Consider the following 18,566-nt stretch of genomic DNA (forward strand, 5'->3'; position numbering starts at 1 on the left):
AGCCGCCTGTCAGGCATGCGAATCAAGGAACTGGAACACCTCGGTGTCATCCACCCCGGGAAAGGTGCCCGGCGGGAGCGCCGCGAGCAGGTGGGCATGGGCACGGGCGCTGGGCCAGGCGTAGCCGGCCCAGCGCTCCGTCAGATCCTCCGGGGCCCTCCGGCAGCAGGTGAAGTCCGGGCACCTGGAGACCGATCGCTCCCTGGTGTCGCGGCCGCGGAACCACTTGGAGTCCCGGTAGCGCACCCCGATGCACGTGGAGAAGTACCCGGCCGAGGCGCGCTCGACCCTGGCGGTGCACCAGTAGGTCCCGCCGGGGGTGTCGGTGAACTGGTTGAACGCGTTGAACTTGTCCGGGACCTCGAAGACCTGGCGCGAAGTCCAGAACCGGCACACCGGCTGGCCCTCGATGGCACCGAGGTTGTCCTTGGGGAACGTGACGCCGTCGTTCTCATAGGCCTTGTAGATGATCCCCGACTCGTGGACGCGCTGGAAATGGACCGGGATGTCCAGGTGCCGCGTCGCCAGGTTGGTGAAGCGGTGGGAGGCGGCCTCGTAGCTGACGGCGAACGCGTCGCGCAGGTCCTCCACGGCCAGCGCCCGCCGCTGCTTGGCCTGCTGCAGGAAACCGACGGCGGGGGTCTCAGGGAGGAGCAGTGCGGCCGCGAAGTAGTTGGTCTCGATCCGTTGTCGGAGGAAGTCTCCATAGCTGGTGGGCGGTGAGTGCTCGAGCACGAAGTGGCCAAGGGCCTGCAACAGCACGGAGCGGGGCTCGTGGTCCGTGGAACTGGCGGCGGGCAGGTAGATCCGCCTGCTCTTGAGGTCCGTGACCGACCGGGTGGAGTGCGGCAGGTCCCCCACGTGGTGCAGCGTGAAGCCGAGGTGCTCGGCGATCTCGCCGATGAAGTGCTGGGAGAGCGGTCCCGAGTCATACCCCACTCGCTTCAGCAGCTTGGCCGCCTCGGCCTCCAGATCCGGGAAGTAGTTGTCCTGGGCGCGCATCTCCTCGCGGAGCTTGGCGTTGGCCCGGCGGGCTTCCTCCGGCGTGGCGATCCGCTCGGCGGCGTCGTGCGCCAGTTCCCGGTGCAGGGCGACCAAGGCTTCCAGCACGTCCATCGGCATCCGCGGGGAGATGCGAACGGCCGGCAGGCCCTTGGACCGGGCGAGCCCGGAGTGCATCAGCCGCTCGAGTTCGATCTCGAGTTGCGCCCGGCGCGTCGGCACCGGTGCGGTCAGGTCATCGAGACTCGCTCCGTACAACTGCGCGAGTGCCTGCAGACTGGAGAGCTTGGCGTCCCGCTTGCCGTTCTCCAGGAGCGACAGCTGGGAGGCGGCCATGCCTGAACTCGCCGCGACCTGCGCGAGGGTGAGCCCCCGTTCCTTGCGGAGGTGGCGCAACCGGCGACCGAGTGAAAACGGGTCGAAAGCGCTTGGCTCGGGTGCGGATGTCGGGGTGCGGTCTTCGTTGACGGCCATGAAATTGAGGATATCGGAATTTCTGCGCTTTTTTCCCGGGAAAAGGATGCGAATTTCCAGCGGCTGACCGGAGAGTTGGTTCCACGGACGAGCAGCCAGCAGTGAAGCTGGCTCACGAGAAGAGAGAAGTGATTGCGATGTTGGGACCCATCTCGGCAGAACTGATCCAGCACGACTGGCGGACCAACCCCCGTTGGGCGCACGTGAAGCGTGACTACAGCGCGGACGACGTCGTCCGCCTGCGCGGCAGGGTGCAGGAGGAGCACACCCTCGCCCGGCGCGGCGCCGAGCGGCTCTGGGGCAAGCTCCACAGCGAGGACTTCATCAATGCCCTCGGCGCGCTCACCGGCAACCAGGCCGTGCAGCAGGTCAAGGCCGGCCTGCAGGCGATCTACCTCTCCGGCTGGCAGGTCGCCGCCGACGCCAACCTGTCCGGCCACACCTACCCGGACCAGTCCCTGTACCCGGCCAACTCGGTCCCCCAGGTGGTGCGGCGCATCAACAACGCCCTGCTCCGCGCCGACCAGATCGAGCACGCCGAGGGCATCCACACCGTCGAGGACTGGCTGGTCCCGATCGTCGCGGACGCGGAGGCCGGTTTCGGGGGCCCGCTCAACGCCTACGAACTGATGAAGTCGATGATCACCGCCGGAGCGGCCGGCGTCCACTGGGAGGACCAGTTGGCCTCCGAGAAGAAGTGCGGCCACCTGGGCGGAAAGGTCCTGATCCCCACCAAGCAGCACGAACGCACCCTGAACGCTGCCCGGTTGGCCGCCGACGTCGCCGGCGTCCCCACGGTCATCATCGCCCGGACCGACGCCGAGTCCGCCACGATGATCACCTCTGACGTCGACGAACGCGACCAGCGCTTCCTCACCGGCGAACGGACCGGCGAGGGCTTCTACAAGGTGCGCGGTGGCGTGGAGTCCTGCATCACGCGGGGCAACGCCTACGCCCGCTACGCCGACCTGCTCTGGATGGAGACCGGCACCCCCGACCTGGAACTGGCGCGGAAGTTCGCCGAAGGCATCAAGGCCGAGCACCCGGACCAGCTGCTGGCCTACAACTGCTCGCCGTCGTTCAACTGGCGCGCGCACCTCGACGACGCCACGATCGCAAGGTTCCAGCGGGAACTTGGGGCGATGGGCTACAAGTTCCAGTTCATCACGCTGGCCGGCTTCCACGCTCTCAACCACTCCATGTTCGACCTGGCCCACGGCTACGCCCGCAACCACATGACGGCCTACGTCGAGTTGCAGGAGAGGGAGTTCGCCTCGCAGGACCGCGGCTACACCGCCACCCGGCACCAGCGCGAGGTCGGTACCGGCTACTTCGACCAGATCAGCACCATCATCAACCCGGAGAGCTCCACCACTGCCCTCGACGATTCCACCGAAGCGGAGCAGTTCCAGAGCCTCCACCCGGGAGGGACACCGGCATGACCATCACACTTGATGCGCCCGAGCGCGAGAGCGAAGCCACCCACACCACCATCGGCGGCCTGCAGGTGGACCGCGCCCTCGTCGAGTTCCTCGACCACGACGCGCTCGTGAGGGCCGGCGTCGACCACGACCAGTTCTGGTCCGGTTTCGTGCGTGTCTTCAACGAGTTCACCCCTCGCAACCGCGAGCTCCTCCAGGAGCGCGACCGCCTGCAGCTCACAATCGACGAGTACCACCGGGCGAACCCGGGCGTCCCGGACCCGGCGGAATACCAGCGGTTCCTGCGCGGCATCGGCTACCTGGCCGACGAGCCGGCACACGTCGTGGCCCGGACCCGCAACGTCGATGCCGAGATCGCGCAGGTCGCCGGCCCGCAACTCGTCGTTCCGGTCACCAACCGGCGCTTCGCCATCAACGCCGCCAACGCGCGCTGGGGGTCCCTCTATGACGCGCTCTACGGCACCGACGCCGTCGGCGAGGAGGACGGGGCCGCCCGGGGCGATGGCTACAACCCGGTTCGTGGCGAGCGGGTGATCGCCTGGGTCAGGGAGTTCCTGGACGCCGCGGTGCCCCTGGCGACGGGATCGCACTCCGACGTCCTGCTCTACGAGGCGGGCCCCCGGCTGCGCGCCAAGCTCACCACCGGGGAGGTCGTCGCCCTGGCGGACGAGAACTGCTACGTCGGCTTCCGGGGCGAACCGGGTTCACCGGAGTGCATCCTGCTGCGCCACAACGGACTCCACATCGAGCTCCGCATCGACCCGCAGGGTGTGATCGGATCCGGCGACGAGGCCGGCATCCAGGACGTCGTCATCGAGTCAGCGGTCACGGCGATCATGGACTTCGAGGACTCTGTGGCGGCCGTCGACGGTCCTGACAAGGTCGTCGGCTACCGAAACTGGCTGCGACTCAACGACGGCACAGCCGCGCAGGTGATGAGGACCGGTAGCCGCCGCGCCCACACCCGCACGCTGGCCCACGACCGGTTCTTCACCGCTCCCGACGGGGGCGAGGTTCGCCTGCCGGGGCGGGCCCTGATGCTGTGCCGCAACGTCGGCCACCTGATGACCACACCGGCGGTCCAGGACGCCGACGGGAACGAGCTGCCCGAGGGGATCCTGGACGCACTGGTCACGAGCCTGTGCGCGATGCCGGGCCTCTTCTCGGCCAACCAGCGGCGCAACTCCCGGGCCGGGTCCATCTACATCGTCAAGCCCAAGCAGCACGGCCCGGCGGAGGTGGCCTTCACCAGCCAGCTGTTCGCCGCCGTCGAGGACGTCCTGGGCCTGCCCCACAACACGATCAAGATGGGGATCATGGACGAGGAACGCCGGACCACGGTCAACCTCAAGGCCTGCGTCGAGCAAGCCGTGGACCGGATCATCTTCATCAACACAGGCTTCCTTGACCGCACCGGTGACGAGATCCACACCTCCATGGTGGCCGGCCCCATGATCCGCAAGGCGGAGCTGAAGTCGGCCACGTGGATGAGCGCCTATGAGGACTGGAACGTCGACGTCGGTCTCGAGTGCCGGCTGTCGGGCCACGCCCAGATCGGGAAGGGGATGTGGGCCAGGACCGAACAGATGGCGGACATGCTGGCCGAGAAGATCGAGCACCCCGCTGCGGGCGCGAACACGGCGTGGGTGCCCTCCCCCACCGGCGCCACCCTGCACGCCACGCACTACCACCGCGTCGACGCCTTCGCGCGCCAGGCCGAGATCGCCGCCCAGGGCCGCCGCGCCAGGCTGGACCAGCTGCTCGAGATCCCGCTCGCGCCAACCACGGACTGGACCGAGGATGAGTTACGGCGCGAGGTGGACAACTCCTGCCAGTCGATCCTCGGCTACGTCGTGCGGTGGGTCAACCACGGCGTCGGCTGCTCCAAGGTCCCCGACATCGCGAACGTCGCACTGATGGAGGACCGGGCGACGTGCAGGATCAGCTCGCAACTGCTTGCCAACTGGATCCGCCACGACGTCGTGAGCGCGGGATTCGTCGTCGACTCGCTCCGGCGGATGGCCGAGGTGGTGGACGCACAGAACGCCGACGACCCCGCCTACCTACCGATGACCCCGCAGTCACCGGGCGGGGCCTTCGAGGACTCGATCGCGTGGTGCGCGGCCCGCGACCTGGTGCTCCAGGGCACCAGCTCGCCGTCCGGCTACACCGAGCCCATCCTCCACGCCCGCCGTCGCCAGTTCAAGGCGACCCAGCAGGCGCTCACGGAAGACTGAGCGACCCCTGGGTGTTCGTTCGGTGCTCCATCATCGAGCACTGAACGAACACCTAGAGTTCGGTGACCTCTCCGGTGGTGAGGTTGATCGCCTCGCCACCGGAGTCCGCGACGGCGGCGTGCACGCTGGCGGCCAGCCGGGGCCCGAAGCCCGGGACCTGGGCGATCTCCTCGACGGTGGCCTGCCGCAGCTTGCGCAGGCTGCCGAAGTAGGTGAGCAAAGCCTTGCGCCGCAGCTCCCCGAGGCCCGGGACGTCGTCCAGCAGCGAGGACACCATGTTGCGGGCGCGCCTCGACCGGTGGTGCGCGATTGCGAACCGGTGCGCCTCGTCCCGGAGGCGCTGCAGCAGGTAGAGCCCCTCGCTCGCCCGCGGCAGGATCACGGGGTACTCCTCCCCCGGGACCCAGACCTCCTCGAGCCGCTTGGCCAGGCCGCACAGCGCGATCTCGTCCGCGAGTCCCAGCTCTTCGAGGACCGCGGCGGCGGCGTTGACCTGGGGCAGCCCGCCGTCGACGACGATGAGCCCGGGCGCGTACGCGAACTTCCGCGGAGCGCCGGTTGTCGGGTCGACCAGCAGGGGCCCCTCGGCGTCACTGTCGACGGCGCCGGCCCTGCCCCGCTCGTCCAGGAGCCGGCCGAGGCGCCGTCGCAGCACCTCGCTCATGGCCGCGACGTCGTTGGAGCCCTCGAAGCTCTTGATGATGAAGCGCCGGTACTCGGACTTCTTCGGCAGCGCGTCCTCGAACACCACCATGGAGCCGACCACCTCAGTGCCCATGGTGTGGGAGATGTCGTAGCACTCGATCCTCAGTGGTGGTTCGGCGAGTCCCAGCGCCTCGGCCACCTCCTCCAGGGCGCTGTTGCGGGTGGTGAGGTCGGTGGCCCGGCGGGTCTGGTGCTGCTGCAGAGCCAGTTGCGCGTTCTTGACGACGGTGTCCAGCAGCACCCGCTTGCTGCCCCGCAGCGGCACCTTGATCTCGACGGGCCCGCCACGGCGCTGCGTGAGGAGCTGGACGAGCGGTTCATCGGCCTCCACCGAACTCAGGATGAGCGGCGGGATGTCGGCGCCCAGTTCGTCGTAGAGGTGGAGGAGGAACGGCTCCAGCAGCTCGGTGAGGTCGCGGTCGTCGGAGCGATCGGCCACGTGGCCCCGCTCACCGGTGATCCTGCCGGCGTGGACGTGGAAGACCTGGACCGCGATCTGCTGACCGTCGTCGGCGAACCCGATGATGTCGGCCCTGGTCGAGGGCGGCAGCACGACGCTCTGGCGCTCCCTGGCCTTCTTCAGGGCACCGAGCGAGTCCCGCAGTACCGCGGCGCGCTCGAAGTTCAGCTGCGCCGACGCCTGGTACATCTCGCGTTCGAGCTCGCCGATGATCCCGGCGGTGTTGCCCGCCATGAAGGAGCAGAAGTCGTCGACGATCGCGCGGTGCTCCTCGGCGCTCACCCGGCCCACGCAGGGCGCCGAGCACTTGCCGATGTCGCCGAGCAGGCACGGCCGGCCGGCGGCTCTGGCGCTCTTGAACACCCCGGCGGTGCAGGAGCGCATGGGGAAGACCCGTAGGAGCATGTCCACGGTCTCGCGGATCGCCCAGGCCTGGCCGAAGGGCCCGAAGTACCTGGTGCCCCTGCGCTTGGCGCCCCGCCCGACGAAGACCCGGGGGTACTCCTCCGAAACGGTCACCGCGAGCCAGGGGTAGGACTTGTCGTCGCGGTACTTGACATTGAACCGGGGGTCGAACTCCTGGATCCAGGTGTATTCGAGCTGCAGCGCCTCGAGCTCGTTGGCGACGACGGTCCACTCCACCTTCGCGGCCGTGCGCACCATCGTCTGGGTCCGGAAGTGCAACGACGCGGGATCCGCGAAGTAGGAGTTGAGCCGCTGGCGCAGGTTCTTGGCCTTGCCGACGTAGATGACGTTGCCGAAGGCGTCGAAGAACCGGTAGACGCCGGGGTCGAGGGGAATCGAGCCCGGCCTCGGACGGTAAGTCGACGGGTCAGCCATGACGACGATGATAGGTCGCCCGATCCAGCGGGGTCGTTGCACCTATGCTGGCAGCCATGAGTACCCGACGCGAGGTCCTGATCACCGGCGCCGCGATCGCCACCTCCCTGCTGGCCTCGGGCTGCGCGGCCACCGAATCCCGGCAGGCCGCCCCCGACAGTGCCATCGAAGTGGACAAGTCCCAGGTACCCGTGGGCGGTGGAATCGTCCTGGCCGACCCCAAGATCGTCGTTACCCAGCCCGTCGAGGGCACGTTCCTCGCCTTCTCGGCCGTGTGCACCCACCAGGGCTGTACGGTGCGCGACGTCAAGCCCGAGGGCATCAACTGCGCCTGCCACGGATCCGTGTTCGACACCGGCGACGGCTCCCCCATCGCCGGGCCCGCGTCGGAGCCGCTCCAGTCCCTGAGCGTCGAGGACTCCGGGAACAAGCTCATCGTCGCGGCCTGACCACCGCAGGCAGCCGTCGCCCGCGGGCTGGTTGAGCGGTAGGATTCTCGGATGGCAGCAGCAACGCCACGTGCGCTTTCGCTGGTGGGGCGGGTCCTCGGGATGGTGATCGCGGTGGTCGCCGTCCTGGCGGGCGTGGGTCTGCTGCTGCTCGCGATCTTCGCCCAGTTCGACACCCGCTCGAACATCCACCCCTTCTTCCGCCCCGACGCCGTTTACTCGTCGTTCGACGGGCCTGCGGAACTCCGGGACCCTTCGAACGAGTACGCCATCACGAGCCTCAACAGCGGGCTCGACGAATGCACGGTGCGCTCCCTCAACGGCCCCCTTGAACTGCGCCCGGACGCGGACCCGTACTTCACCGCCCGGTCGGTCTTCCGGTTCACGGCACCTCCGGGCACTTACCAGGTGACCTGCTCCCCCGACGTCTGGTTCGAGATCTACCGGGGAGCCGACGTGGAACTCGCCGTACGCGGATACGAGGGTTCGGTCCACCCATCCGTTTACTACCTGCTGGGGTCAGCGGTGTTCCTCGGTGTGGGCATGTGGCTGTGGCACCGGTTCGTTCAGAAGCCCAAGCGCTGGTGAGCGCTACGCCAGCAGCGGCCTGAGGAACTCCCCGGTGGCCGAACCCTCCGCCGCCGCGACGTCCTCCGGCGTGCCGACGGCCACGACCTCGCCACCCCGGGAGCCCCCGTCGGGGCCCATGTCGATCACCCAGTCGGCGGACTTGATGACGTCCAGGTTGTGCTCGATCACGACGACGGTGTTGCCCGCGTCCACGAGCTTCTGGAGCACCATGAGGAGCTTGCGGATGTCCTCGAAATGCAGGCCGGTGGTCGGTTCGTCGAGGACGTAGAGCGTCCTGCCCGTCGAACGCTTCTGCAGTTCGGCCGCCAGCTTCACCCGCTGCGCCTCGCCACCGGACAACGTGGTGGCCGCCTGTCCCAGCCGGACATAGCCCAGGCCCACCTCGTTCAGGGTCCGCAGGTGACGGGAGATGGACTGGATGGAGGCGAAGAACTCCACGCCGTCGCTGATGGACATCTCCAGCACCTCGGAGATGGACTTCCCCTTGTAGTGGACCTCGAGCGTCTCGCGGTTGTAACGCGCCCCGTGGCAGACCTCGCAGGGGACGTACACGTCCGGCAGGAAGTTCATCTCGATCTTGATGGTGCCGTCGCCCATGCAGTTCTCGCACCGGCCGCCCTTCACGTTGAAGGAGAACCTGCCCGGCTGGTAGCCGCGCACCTTCGCCTCCGGGGTCTGCGCGAACAGGTTGCGGATCTTGTCGAACACCCCGGTGTAGGTGGCCGGGTTCGAGCGCGGGGTGCGGCCGATGGGCGACTGGTCCACCTGGATGACCTTGTCCAGGTGATCGAGCCCCTTCAGGGAGCGATGCTTGCCGGGTACGGCCTTGGCGCTGTAGATCTTCTTCGCCGCCGCCGTGTAGAGGATGGAGTTCACCAGCGAGGACTTGCCCGAGCCGCTGACGCCCGTGACCGCCGTGAAGGTGCCCAGGGGGAACTCCACGTCGATGTTCTTCAGGTTGTGTTCCTTCGCCCCGACGATGGTGACCGACTTGCCGTTGCGTGGCCTTCGCACCTCGGGCACCGGGATGCTGAGCCGCCCCGAGAGGTAGCCGCCGGTCAGCGACTCCTCGCTGGCCAGCAGGTCCTCGACGCTCCCCTCGACGACGATGTGGCCGCCGTACTCGCCGGCGCCGGGGCCGATGTCGACCACCCAGTCAGCCGCCCTGACGGTGTCCTCGTCGTGCTCCACGACGATGAGGGTGTTTCCCAGGTCCCGCAGCCGGTGGAGCGTCTCGATGAGGCGTCTGTTGTCGCGCTGGTGGAGACCGATGCTGGGCTCGTCGAGCACGTAGAGGACGCCGACGAGACCCGAGCCGATCTGCGTGGCCAGCCGGATGCGCTGCGCCTCCCCGCCCGAGAGCGTGGCGGCCGCGCGGGAGAGGCTGAGGTAGTCAAGCCCGACGTCGAGCAGGAACCGCAACCTGGCCTGGACCTCCTTGACGACGCGAGCGGCGATCTGCGCCTCGCGCTCGGTGAGCTGCAGGCCGGTCAGGAAGTCATTGGCGTCGCTGATGGCCATGTCGGCCAGCTGGGCGATGTTGGTCTCGGCGATGGTCACCGCGAGCGAGGCCGGGCGCAGCCGCGCGCCGTCGCAGGCGGAGCAGGCGATCTCCCTCATGTAGCCGCCCCAGCGGTCGCGGGCGGCGTCGGTCTCGGCCTCGCCGTGTCGACGTCGGACGAAGGGCAGGATGCCTTCGTACTTCTGGGTGTAGCTGCGGGTGCGGCCGAAGCGGTTGCGGTAGGTGACCAGGACGGGGTCCTTGACCCCGTTCAGGAGCAGCTTGATGTGCTTGGGCGGCAGTTCCTCCCAGGGGGTGTGGACGCTGAAGCCGTGCTCCGCGGCCAGCGAGTCCAGAACGTGCTCGTAGTGTCCGCGCAGGTGGGCCGTGGCCCACGGGGCGATGGCGCCCTCAGCCAGGGTGAGCCCGACGTCGGGGACGACGAGTTCCGGATCCACCTCCAAGGTGGTTCCCAGCCCTGAGCACTTGGGGCAGGCGCCCCACGGCCCGTTGAAGGAGAACTGCCGGGGCTCGAGCTCCTCGATGGCGACGTCGTGGTCGTTGGGGCAGCCCATCGCCTCGGAGAAGCGCTTCTCGCGTTCCGGATCGTCGGAGGGCAGGTCCACGAACTCGATCCCCACGATGCCGCCGGCCAGGCCCAGTGCGGCTTCGACCGATTCGGTGATCCGCTGCTTGGCCGAAGGCTTGACCACGACGCGATCCACGATCACGTCGATGTCGTGCTTGAGCTTCTTGTTCAGTTCCGGCACCTCCGTGATGGGGTGGACGTTGCCGTCCACCCGCACGCGGCTGAAGCCGTCGGAGCTGAGTTGCCTGAACAACTCGTGGTACTCGCCCTTGCGGCCGCGGATCACCGGCGCGAGGATCTGGAACCTGGTGCCTTCCTCCATGTCCAGCAGCCGGTCCACGATCTGCTGTGGGGTCTGCTTGCCGATCGGGGAACCACAGACCAGGCAGTGCGGGATGCCGATGCGGGCGTAGAGCAGCCGCAGGTAGTCGTAGACCTCGGTCACCGTCCCGACGGTGGAACGCGGGTTGCGGCTGGTCGACTTCTGGTCGATCGAGACCGCCGGCGAGAGCCCCTCGATGAAGTCACAGTCCGGCTTCTCCATCTGGCCGAGGAACTGGCGGGCATAGGACGAGAGGGACTCGACGTAGCGTCGTTGCCCCTCCGCGAAGATGGTGTCGAACGCCAGCGATGACTTGCCGGACCCACTCAGCCCGGTGAATACCACCAACGAGTCCCTGGGCAGTTCAAGGGAGACATTCTTGAGGTTGTGCATCCGGGCGCCGCGGACTGTCAGCCGTTCATTCACTCGGCACATCTTACGCAACCCGCCAAACGAATTCGAACTGGTGTTTTGATTTGCTCGGCGTGTCGTCTCCCCGGGGTGGGCGGCTTTTCCCGGACCGGGCAACGGGCACGAGCGCACTTGCTAGGGTGGCGCCATGCCGAGCCCCCAGACCGTTGGAGACGGCACCCCCGACGAGGGTGTGATGCAGGCGGTGCGTGAGCAGACCCACCTGCTGCTCGGCAGGACCATCTCCTACTCCGACGAGGACTGGGCGCAGCCCTCCCGCCTCCCCGGCTGGACGCGGTCCCACGTCGCGGCGCACCTGGTAACCAACGCCCGGGAGCTCGTGGGCGTGTGCGACGAAGTGGCTCGCGGCAACCGGACGGCAAGAACCACACGCCGATCCGCGCAGGAGACGGCGCACGCCCTCGAACTCGGTGCACTGGCGGACGGCCTCAGCCTGCAGATCGACCTGGACACCTCTGCCGGCGAACTGGACGAGGCCCTGTCCTGCCCTGCCCCGGCGGACGCGAGGGTCGTCCTCAGGTCCGGCGAGGAGCTGCCCGTCGACCAGCTGCCGCTGCTGCGCCTGCACGAGGTGGCACTGCACTCGTTCGACCTCACACCGGACGTGGACGAGCTGGCGCTCGACCCAGAGGTCGCCAACAAGCTGCTGGCCTTCCGGGTGGCCCGCACCCCGGCTCACGAACTGCCGGGCGCGCACATCGTGAGCCACGAAGGCTTCGACCACGGCCCCAGCGGCTCGGCCCCGCGCGTCACCGGACCGGCCGCAGACCTGCTGATCTGGCTGGCTCGCGGCGTGGTGACGCCACGCGTCGCAGGGGCGTAGCAATCGGCCCTCTGAGGTCCTCCGCTTCCTATAGGGTGACTCGCAGCTTCAATAGACGATACGGAGATGAGATGACCCAGCCGCCCAACTACCCCGGCCAGAACCCGGCCGGACAGCCGGGCAACCAGCCCCCCGGATACCAGCAGCCCCAGTGGGGACCGGGACACCAGGGCACACCGGGTCCGGGCGGCGGCCCGAACCTCGGTCCGGGCAGCTACGGGCAGCAGTCTCCGGCACCGGCTCACCACGGGCAGCCCCCCTACGGCCAACAGCCTCCCCAGGGCCAGCAGCCGGTGTACGTCAGCGGCGGAACCGAAGCTCCCGGTGGGCGCAAGTCCGGTGCGCAGAAGGCGAAGGGGGTCCTGGGAGCCATCGTCTCGGTGGTGCTGATCGCCGTGGCCGGCTTCAATCTCTGGAACCGGTTCACCAGCGACGCGGCCCTCGAGGTGGGCAACTGTCTGGCCTTCTCCGGCCAGGTGGAAGACGCCAACCACGAAGAGGTTGACTGTGGCGACGCCGCCACGTTCTCGTTCGAGGTGGCGCGGGTGAACGACGGCGCCCTGAGCTGTGCACCTGAGTACCTCTCCTACACCGTCACCCAGGAGCGCTCCGAAAGCCCTGAGAAGATCGCCTGCCTGATCGAGAACTTCGCGTCCGACACCTGCTACCAAGTGCTGCCGGAGAGCGATGTCCGGGGTTACGCCGTCGTGGACTGCTCGGAGGCCGTCGCTGAGTTCAAGGTGACCCAGAGGCACGACGCCGCGGGTGCGAGCTGCGCCGAGGGCGAGGAGCCTTACGCCTACGAGGAGCCGGCACGCACCTACTGCATCGGCGACCCGGCCGCTTGAGACTCCCGTGGCGGAGCCCGGACCTGCGAGGGTCCGGGCTCTTTCAATGTCAGTGCCCCGACCTAGAGTTGATGGCATGAGACCAATCGACGAGCTCAGGCGTCAGGTCGCGCCGCTGAGAATGAAGGCTGACTTCCAGCCATCCGGTGACCAGCCCGCAGCCATCGCCGAACTCGAGCGCCGGATCGCGGCCGGGGAGCAGGACATGGTGTTGCTCGGCGCCACCGGCACCGGAAAGACAGCGACTGTGGCCTGGCTGGCTGAGAAGTTGCAGCGCCCCATCCTGGTGATGCAGCCCAACAAGACCCTCGCAGCGCAGTTCGCCAACGAACTCAGGACGTTCTTCCCCGACAACGCCGTCGAATACTTCGTCTCCTACTACGACTACTACCAGCCCGAGGCCTACGTCCCGCAGACCGACACCTACATCGAGAAGGACTCCTCGCTCAACGAGGAGGTGGAGCGGCTGCGGCACTCGGCAACCAGTTCGCTGCTGACGCGGCGCGACGTGATCGTCGTCGCCACCGTCTCGGCTATCTACGGGCTCGGCACCCCGGAGGAGTACCTGGAGCAACGCGTGACGCTGCGGGTGGGAGAGGAACATGACCGGAACGAGTTGCTGCGCCATCTGGTGGACATCCAGTACGCACGCAACGACCTGGCCGGCACCAGGGGCACCTTCCGCGTCAGGGGCGACACCCTGGAGGTCTTCCCGATGTACGAGGAGAACGCCGTGCGGATCGAGTTCTTCGGGGATGAGATCGAGCGGATCTCGACGATGCACGCCCTCACCGGCAACGTCCTCCACGATGAGCAGGAGGTCTACATCTTCCCCGCCACCCACTACTCCGCGGGCGCGGAGCGGATGGAACGGGCCATAACCGGAATCGAGCGCGAACTCGCCGAACGGCTGGCAGAGCTGGAGGAGCAGGGCAAACTGCTCGAGGCGCAGCGGCTGCGCATGCGGACCAGCTATGACATCGAGATGATGCGCCAGATCGGCACCTGCTCCGGCATCGAGAACTACTCGCGCCACATCGACGGCCGCGCGCCCGGCTCGGCACCGTCGTGCCTGGTGGACTACTTCCCGGAGGACTTCCTGCTCGTCGTCGACGAGTCCCACGTCACCATCCCGCAGATCGGAGGCATGTACGAGGGCGACGCATCGCGGAAGCGCACGCTGGTCGAACATGGCTTCCGTCTGCCCAGCGCCCTGGACAACCGTCCCCTGCGGTTCGACGAGTTCGTGCAGCGCATCGGCCAGACGGTCTACCTCTCCGCAACTCCCGGCCCCTATGAGCTGGAGCGCTCCAACGGTTTCGTCCAACAGATCATCCGGCCCACGGGACTGGTGGACCCGGAAGTGGTGCTGAAACCCACGAAGGGGCAGATCGACGACCTGATGGCCGAGATCAAGCTGCGGGTCGAGCGCAACGAGCGCGTGCTGGTCACCACGCTGACCAAGAAGATGTCCGAGGACCTGACCGATTACCTGATGGACAACGGAATTCGCACGCGCTACCTCCACTCCGAGGTTGACACCCTCCGCCGCATCGAGCTCCTGCGCGAACTGCGCATGGGAGAGTACGACGTCCTCGTCGGCATCAACCTGCTGCGGGAGGGGCTGGACCTGCCGGAGGTGTCGCTCGTGGGCATCCTCGACGCGGACAAGGAGGGATTCCTCCGCTCGGAACGCTCACTGATCCAGACGATCGGGCGGGCTGCCCGAAACGTGGCGGGCCAGGTACACATGTATGCGGACAAGATCACGCCCTCCATGGCCGCCGCGATCGATGAGACGAACCGGCGCCGCTCCATCCAGATCGCCTACAACCAGGCACATGGGGTTGACCCCCAGCCGCTGCGGAAGAAGATCGCCGACATCACCGACATGCTCGACCGCGAGGATGCCGACACCGAGCAGCTCCTCTCCGCGAAAGCGAAGGTCACGACGGGCAGGAAGCGAAACGGCGGTCTGGACCCCGCAACCATGGCGGCCTCGGACCTCGGCAACCTGATCGAGGACCTGACGAGCCAGATGCACCAGGCTGCGGCGGCGCTGCAGTTCGAAGCTGCGGCACGGATCAGGGACGAGGTTGCAGACCTGAAGAAGGAATTGCGCCAGATGATCGAGGCCAACAAATAGCCCACGGGCCAAGTTCGCTGCGCTAGGCTGAAAGTCCGATAAAGAAAGAGAGGATCGTCCCATGGCACGCATTCTTTGGATTGTTCTGGCAGTGGTCATCGTTTTGTGGCTGCTCGGTCTCCTCACGAGCGTCGGAGGGAACCTGATTCACCTTCTGCTCGTGGTGGCCCTGGTCATCCTCGTCATCAACCTCATTTCCGGCCGCAGGGCGGTCTGAGGCAACTCACCGGAAACAGCAGAATGGCCCGCCGTCTGGCGGGCCATTCTGCTATTCGGTGTGTTCAAGGAATCTGTTGGCGAGCCGCGTCCAGCAGCACGGGTGTGGCCACTTCCCGCAGCCCGGGCACGACCCAGGGACCCCGGACTTCCGGCTGCTTCCCAGAAGTATCGACGAGCACCGCGCCCACTATTGCGCCCCTGGAAAGCAGGACCCGAGCGCTGGGAAGCAACGACTCCACGCGGTCGATGTCGAATTCCTTCTCTCCCGTGGCGTACTGCTGGGCCTTGATGAATGCCTTGAGCGCAGCCGCACCCTCCGTCGGCTCCGGGCCGCGGACGTGGCTCGGAAGACCGATGAAATGGCGCCTGACGGCTTCGCGGTTCCGCAGTCGGGCCACCGGCCCCTCCCACAGCTCTCGCACCTTCGCGATCGTGGTGGCTTGATCGCCGGAGTTGTCGATCACCCAGTCCGCCGCATCCAGACGGTCGGTCCTCGGGGCCTGCGCCTTCACCCGCGCCTGCGCCTGCTGGGTGGTCAACCCACTGCGGTGCATCAGCCGTGAGACCTGTACCTCCACCGGAACGTCCACCACCACCACGGCGTCGAAGTTCACGTGCTGGCCCGTCTCCACCAACAGGGGAATCACCTGGACCACCACCGCGCCCGGCGGTGCTGCCTCCTCCAACTCCGCCGCACGTCGCCGCACCAAGGGATGCACGATGGCATTCAGGTCCTCGCGCGCCGCGTCGTCGGAGAACACCATGCCGCCCAGCTTCGGGCGGTCAAGGGAGCCGTCACCCCGGAGCACACCCTTCCCGAACCGTCGCTCGATCTCGCCCAGGCCCTGGGTGCCGACCTGGACGACCTCCCGGGCGAGCACGTCGGAGTCGATCACCACGGCGCCGAGCTCGGCGAGTGCGTCGGACACCAAGGTCTTGCCGGAGGCGATCCCGCCTGTGAGTGCGATTCGGACCATGAACCGAAGAATAGCGACCGCAGCCCGGGGCAACGAAAGCGCCGCTCCCCCACCAAGGTGGAGGAGCGGCGCTCAGTGCTTGCGGCCGGGCTCAGATCCCGCCGGTCAGCTTCTCGCGAAGCGCCTGCAGGGCCTCGTCGGAGGCGAGGGAACCTTCGCCCTCGTCCTCGACAGTGGCAGAGGTGAAACCGGTGGCGGCGGTGACGGAAGCGTCGCGGTCAGCGGACTCGGCGTCCTCGACCTGCTTCTTGTGGGCTTCCCAACGCGCCTGGGCCTCGGCGTACTGGCGCTCCCAGGCCTGACGCTGCTCGTCGTAGCCTTCCTTCCACTCGTTGGTCTCCGGATCGAAGCCCTCGGGGTAGATGTAGTTGCCCTGCTCGTCGTAGCTGGCGGTCATGCCGTACAGCGACGGGTCGAAGTCGTCCGCGGCGACGTCGACACCCTCGTTGGCCTGCTTGAGCGAGAGGGAGACTCGGCGGCGCTCCAGGTCGATGTCGATGACCTTGACCATCACCTCGTCACCCACGGAGACAACCTGCTCGGGGATCTCGACGTGACGCTCGGCCAGCTCGGAGACGTGGACGAGTCCCTCGATGCCGTCACCGACGCGGACGAAGGCACCGAACGGAACCAGCTTGGTGACCTTTCCGGGCACGATCTGGCCGATCTGGTGCAGACGCGCGAAGGTCTGCCACGGGTCTTCCTGGGTGGCCTTGAGGGACAGGGAGACACGCTCGCGGTCCATGTCCACCTCGAGCACCTCGACAGTGACGGGCATCCCGACCTCGACGACCTCGTTGGGGTGGTCGATGTGCTTCCAGGAAAGCTCGGAGACGTGCACGAGGCCGTCCACTCCACCAAGGTCGACGAAGGCGCCGAAGTTGACGATGGAGGACACGACACCCTTGCGGATCTGGCCCTTCTGGAGCTGGGTGAGGAACGTCTGGCGGACCTCGGACTGCGTCTGCTCGAGCCAGGCACGGCGGGACAGAACCACGTTGTTGCGGTTCTTGTCGAGCTCGATGATCTTGGCCTCGAGCTCCATGCCCACGTAGGGCTGCAGGTCGCGGACGCGACGCATCTCGACGAGCGAGGCGGGGAGGAAGCCGCGAAGACCGATGTCGACGATGAGGCCGCCCTTGACAACCTCGATGACGGTGCCGGAAACGACTCCGTCCTCTTCCTTGATCTTCTCGATCGTGCCCCAGGCGCGCTCGTACTGGGCGCGCTTCTTGGACAGGATCAGCCGACCCTCCTTGTCCTCCTTCTGCTGGACTAGCGCCTCGATCTCATCACCGACGCTGACCACGTCGAAGGGGTCGACATCGTGCTTGATGGAGAGTTCCTTGGAAGGAATGACGCCTTCGGTCTTGTAACCGATGTCGAGGAGGACTTCGTCCCTGTCGACCTTGACGACGGTGCCGGACACGATGTCGCCGTCGTTGAAGTACTTGATGGTGGCGTCAACGGCAGCCATGAAGGCTTCCGGGGTGCCAAAGTCGTCGACTGCAACAGCCGAGGCCTCAATGGAGGAGGTCATGTAGGTTGGGCTCCGAAATTTTCGTAAGGCGCGATGTGCCTTGTCGTAGGAGCCAACCGGGAATGCAGCGGGGACTTACGACGCGCCACCCCACTCCGTCCGAGGGTGGGCAGGTCACAGCGCCTCCCTAGCCTAGCCCCGGCCGCAACCTCGGTCAAACGGTGTCCATGCTGCGGGTAGGCTGCTGGCCGTGAGTGATTCCACAGTTGCCCGACGCGGCAGGAAACCACGCTGGCCGGCGCTCGCCGTGGTTGTCGCGGTGATCGTGGTGCTGTCGCTGTCGGTCTGGTGGGTAACCCGGCCCCGGGAGACGGCGGTCGCCCCCACCCCCACCCCCTCGACCGTCGCGGCGTCCCCGAGCCCCACGCAGGCCACCTCGAGCGCGCCCGCGACGTCGGCCGCCCCGAAGCCGATCACCGTGTCGTCCGCCCCCAGCGCCTTCGCCGGCTGTGACGCCATCGACGAGCAGGGCTTCGTCCCGACGTCGTTCGAGATGCAGAACCCCCCGGCCCAGGAACCCGTCCTCAGCCTCGGTCGGGACGCGGACGGCAACATCGCCGCTCCCCCGCCCGACGCCGCCCGGACCGCCTCCTGGTGGAACGAGGGACCGCGCCCGGGTTCCGACGCGGGCAAGGTTGTGCTGTCCATCCACACGTACCGCAACGGTGGCGCACTGGGCAATGAGATGTATGCCAACGGTGAGGCTCAACTGGAGGCAGGAGATCTCATCCGCCTCAAGGGCGCCGATGGCCGAACCGCCTGCTACGAGTTCGTCGAGGCGAAGAAGGTGTGGGTCGAGGACTACGATCCCAACTCCGATGTCATGGTCGATTACGCAGGGGATCCGGAGCTGGCCATCGTCATCTGCTGGGACTTCGACCGCAGCACCGAGATCTGGGAGTCCCGGATCTTCTTCTACGGCAAGCCCGTCTCTGCCTGACCTCGGCGCGGCGTCCTGAGCGCTGAGCC

Annotated in this window: 14 protein-coding genes; 9 read left to right on the top strand and 5 right to left on the bottom strand. The window is 67.4% G+C overall.

Annotated elements, in window-relative coordinates:
* Nucleotides 1–9 precede the first annotated feature (9 nt).
* Nucleotides 10–1,476 (bottom strand): helix-turn-helix transcriptional regulator, encoded by a 1,467-nt coding sequence (locus LKO27_RS08055; protein ID WP_227736818.1) that lies wholly within the window; start codon nucleotides 1,474–1,476, stop codon nucleotides 10–12.
* A 131-nt stretch (nucleotides 1,477–1,607) separates the two neighbouring features.
* On the opposite strand from LKO27_RS08055, the gene aceA reads away from it, so the two are divergent.
* Together aceA and LKO27_RS08065 are read left to right on the top strand one after the other, a co-directional pair.
* A complete protein-coding gene (gene aceA / locus LKO27_RS08060) occupies nucleotides 1,608–2,918 on the top strand; it encodes an isocitrate lyase (protein WP_370629988.1) in 1,311 nt (436 codons plus the stop codon).
* The gene (locus tag LKO27_RS08065; protein ID WP_227736820.1) at nucleotides 2,915–5,155 is read left to right on the top strand and encodes a malate synthase G; all 2,241 of its coding nucleotides are present in this window, start codon (nucleotides 2,915–2,917) and stop codon (nucleotides 5,153–5,155) included. The genes aceA and LKO27_RS08065 overlap by 4 nt, the downstream gene beginning before the upstream one ends.
* Nucleotides 5,156–5,207: 52 nt before the next feature.
* On the opposite strand, the gene uvrC is transcribed toward LKO27_RS08065, so the two are convergent.
* Nucleotides 5,208–7,160 carry an excinuclease ABC subunit UvrC gene (uvrC, locus tag LKO27_RS08070; RefSeq protein WP_227736821.1) on the bottom strand — a complete coding sequence of 651 codons (1,953 nt, stop codon included), beginning with the start codon at nucleotides 7,158–7,160 and terminating at the stop codon, nucleotides 5,208–5,210.
* A gap of 56 nt (nucleotides 7,161–7,216) precedes the next feature.
* On the opposite strand from uvrC, the gene LKO27_RS08075 reads away from it, so the two are divergent.
* The gene (locus LKO27_RS08075; RefSeq protein WP_227736823.1) at nucleotides 7,217–7,609 is read left to right on the top strand and encodes a ubiquinol-cytochrome c reductase iron-sulfur subunit; all 393 of its coding nucleotides are present in this window, start codon (nucleotides 7,217–7,219) and stop codon (nucleotides 7,607–7,609) included.
* Between the two features lie 51 nt (nucleotides 7,610–7,660).
* On the top strand, nucleotides 7,661–8,197 hold the full coding sequence (locus tag LKO27_RS08080; protein WP_227736824.1) for a hypothetical protein: 537 nt from the start codon (nucleotides 7,661–7,663) through the stop codon (nucleotides 8,195–8,197).
* A 3-nt stretch (nucleotides 8,198–8,200) separates the two neighbouring features.
* Here LKO27_RS08080 and uvrA read toward each other — a convergent pair whose 3' ends face one another.
* On the bottom strand, nucleotides 8,201–11,005 hold the full coding sequence (gene uvrA, locus LKO27_RS08085; protein ID WP_370629989.1) for an excinuclease ABC subunit UvrA: 2,805 nt from the start codon (nucleotides 11,003–11,005) through the stop codon (nucleotides 8,201–8,203).
* A gap of 166 nt (nucleotides 11,006–11,171) precedes the next feature.
* On the opposite strand from uvrA, the gene LKO27_RS08090 reads away from it, so the two are divergent.
* The 4 genes from LKO27_RS08090 to LKO27_RS08105 all read left to right on the top strand — a co-directional run bounded on the left by LKO27_RS08090 (nucleotide 11,172) and on the right by LKO27_RS08105 (nucleotide 15,078).
* The gene (locus tag LKO27_RS08090; protein ID WP_227736827.1) at nucleotides 11,172–11,867 is read left to right on the top strand and encodes a maleylpyruvate isomerase family mycothiol-dependent enzyme; all 696 of its coding nucleotides are present in this window, start codon (nucleotides 11,172–11,174) and stop codon (nucleotides 11,865–11,867) included.
* Between the two features lie 71 nt (nucleotides 11,868–11,938).
* Nucleotides 11,939–12,715, top strand: a complete 777-nt coding sequence (locus LKO27_RS08095; protein ID WP_227736831.1) for a hypothetical protein — start codon at nucleotides 11,939–11,941, stop codon at nucleotides 12,713–12,715.
* Nucleotides 12,716–12,791: 76 nt separating this feature from the next.
* On the top strand, nucleotides 12,792–14,861 hold the full coding sequence (gene uvrB, locus LKO27_RS08100) for an excinuclease ABC subunit UvrB (protein ID WP_227736833.1): 2,070 nt from the start codon (nucleotides 12,792–12,794) through the stop codon (nucleotides 14,859–14,861).
* A gap of 61 nt (nucleotides 14,862–14,922) precedes the next feature.
* A complete protein-coding gene (locus LKO27_RS08105; RefSeq protein ID WP_227736835.1) occupies nucleotides 14,923–15,078 on the top strand; it encodes a lmo0937 family membrane protein in 156 nt (51 codons plus the stop codon).
* Nucleotides 15,079–15,142: 64 nt separating this feature from the next.
* Here LKO27_RS08105 and coaE read toward each other — a convergent pair whose 3' ends face one another.
* The gene (coaE, locus tag LKO27_RS08110) at nucleotides 15,143–16,057 is read right to left on the bottom strand and encodes a dephospho-CoA kinase (protein ID WP_227736840.1); all 915 of its coding nucleotides are present in this window, start codon (nucleotides 16,055–16,057) and stop codon (nucleotides 15,143–15,145) included.
* A 91-nt stretch (nucleotides 16,058–16,148) separates the two neighbouring features.
* Nucleotides 16,149–17,597: a 30S ribosomal protein S1 gene (gene rpsA / locus LKO27_RS08115; protein ID WP_227736842.1), complete on the bottom strand. Its 1,449-nt coding sequence runs from the start codon at nucleotides 17,595–17,597 to the stop codon at nucleotides 16,149–16,151.
* A gap of 190 nt (nucleotides 17,598–17,787) precedes the next feature.
* On the opposite strand from rpsA, the gene LKO27_RS08120 reads away from it, so the two are divergent.
* The gene (locus LKO27_RS08120) at nucleotides 17,788–18,537 is read left to right on the top strand and encodes a class F sortase (protein WP_227736844.1); all 750 of its coding nucleotides are present in this window, start codon (nucleotides 17,788–17,790) and stop codon (nucleotides 18,535–18,537) included.
* Nucleotides 18,538–18,566 lie beyond the last annotated feature (29 nt).

The organism is Tessaracoccus sp. OS52, from assembly GCF_020687685.1.
Lineage (GTDB): Bacteria > Actinomycetota > Actinomycetes > Propionibacteriales > Propionibacteriaceae > Arachnia.

Coding starts and splice junctions, on each gene's coding strand:
- LKO27_RS08065 (WP_227736820.1), top strand. CDS start 2,915: ATGACCATCACACTTGATGCGCCCGAGCGCGAGAGCGAAGCCACCCAC.
- LKO27_RS08055 (WP_227736818.1), bottom strand. CDS start 1,476: ATGGCCGTCAACGAAGACCGCACCCCGACATCCGCACCCGAGCCAAGC.
- LKO27_RS08105 (WP_227736835.1), top strand. CDS start 14,923: ATGGCACGCATTCTTTGGATTGTTCTGGCAGTGGTCATCGTTTTGTGG.
- coaE (WP_227736840.1), bottom strand. CDS start 16,057: ATGGTCCGAATCGCACTCACAGGCGGGATCGCCTCCGGCAAGACCTTG.
- LKO27_RS08080 (WP_227736824.1), top strand. CDS start 7,661: ATGGCAGCAGCAACGCCACGTGCGCTTTCGCTGGTGGGGCGGGTCCTC.
- uvrC (WP_227736821.1), bottom strand. CDS start 7,160: ATGGCTGACCCGTCGACTTACCGTCCGAGGCCGGGCTCGATTCCCCTC.
- LKO27_RS08075 (WP_227736823.1), top strand. CDS start 7,217: ATGAGTACCCGACGCGAGGTCCTGATCACCGGCGCCGCGATCGCCACC.
- uvrB (WP_227736833.1), top strand. CDS start 12,792: ATGAGACCAATCGACGAGCTCAGGCGTCAGGTCGCGCCGCTGAGAATG.
- LKO27_RS08090 (WP_227736827.1), top strand. CDS start 11,172: ATGCCGAGCCCCCAGACCGTTGGAGACGGCACCCCCGACGAGGGTGTG.
- LKO27_RS08095 (WP_227736831.1), top strand. CDS start 11,939: ATGACCCAGCCGCCCAACTACCCCGGCCAGAACCCGGCCGGACAGCCG.
- uvrA (WP_370629989.1), bottom strand. CDS start 11,005: ATGCACAACCTCAAGAATGTCTCCCTTGAACTGCCCAGGGACTCGTTG.
- rpsA (WP_227736842.1), bottom strand. CDS start 17,597: ATGACCTCCTCCATTGAGGCCTCGGCTGTTGCAGTCGACGACTTTGGC.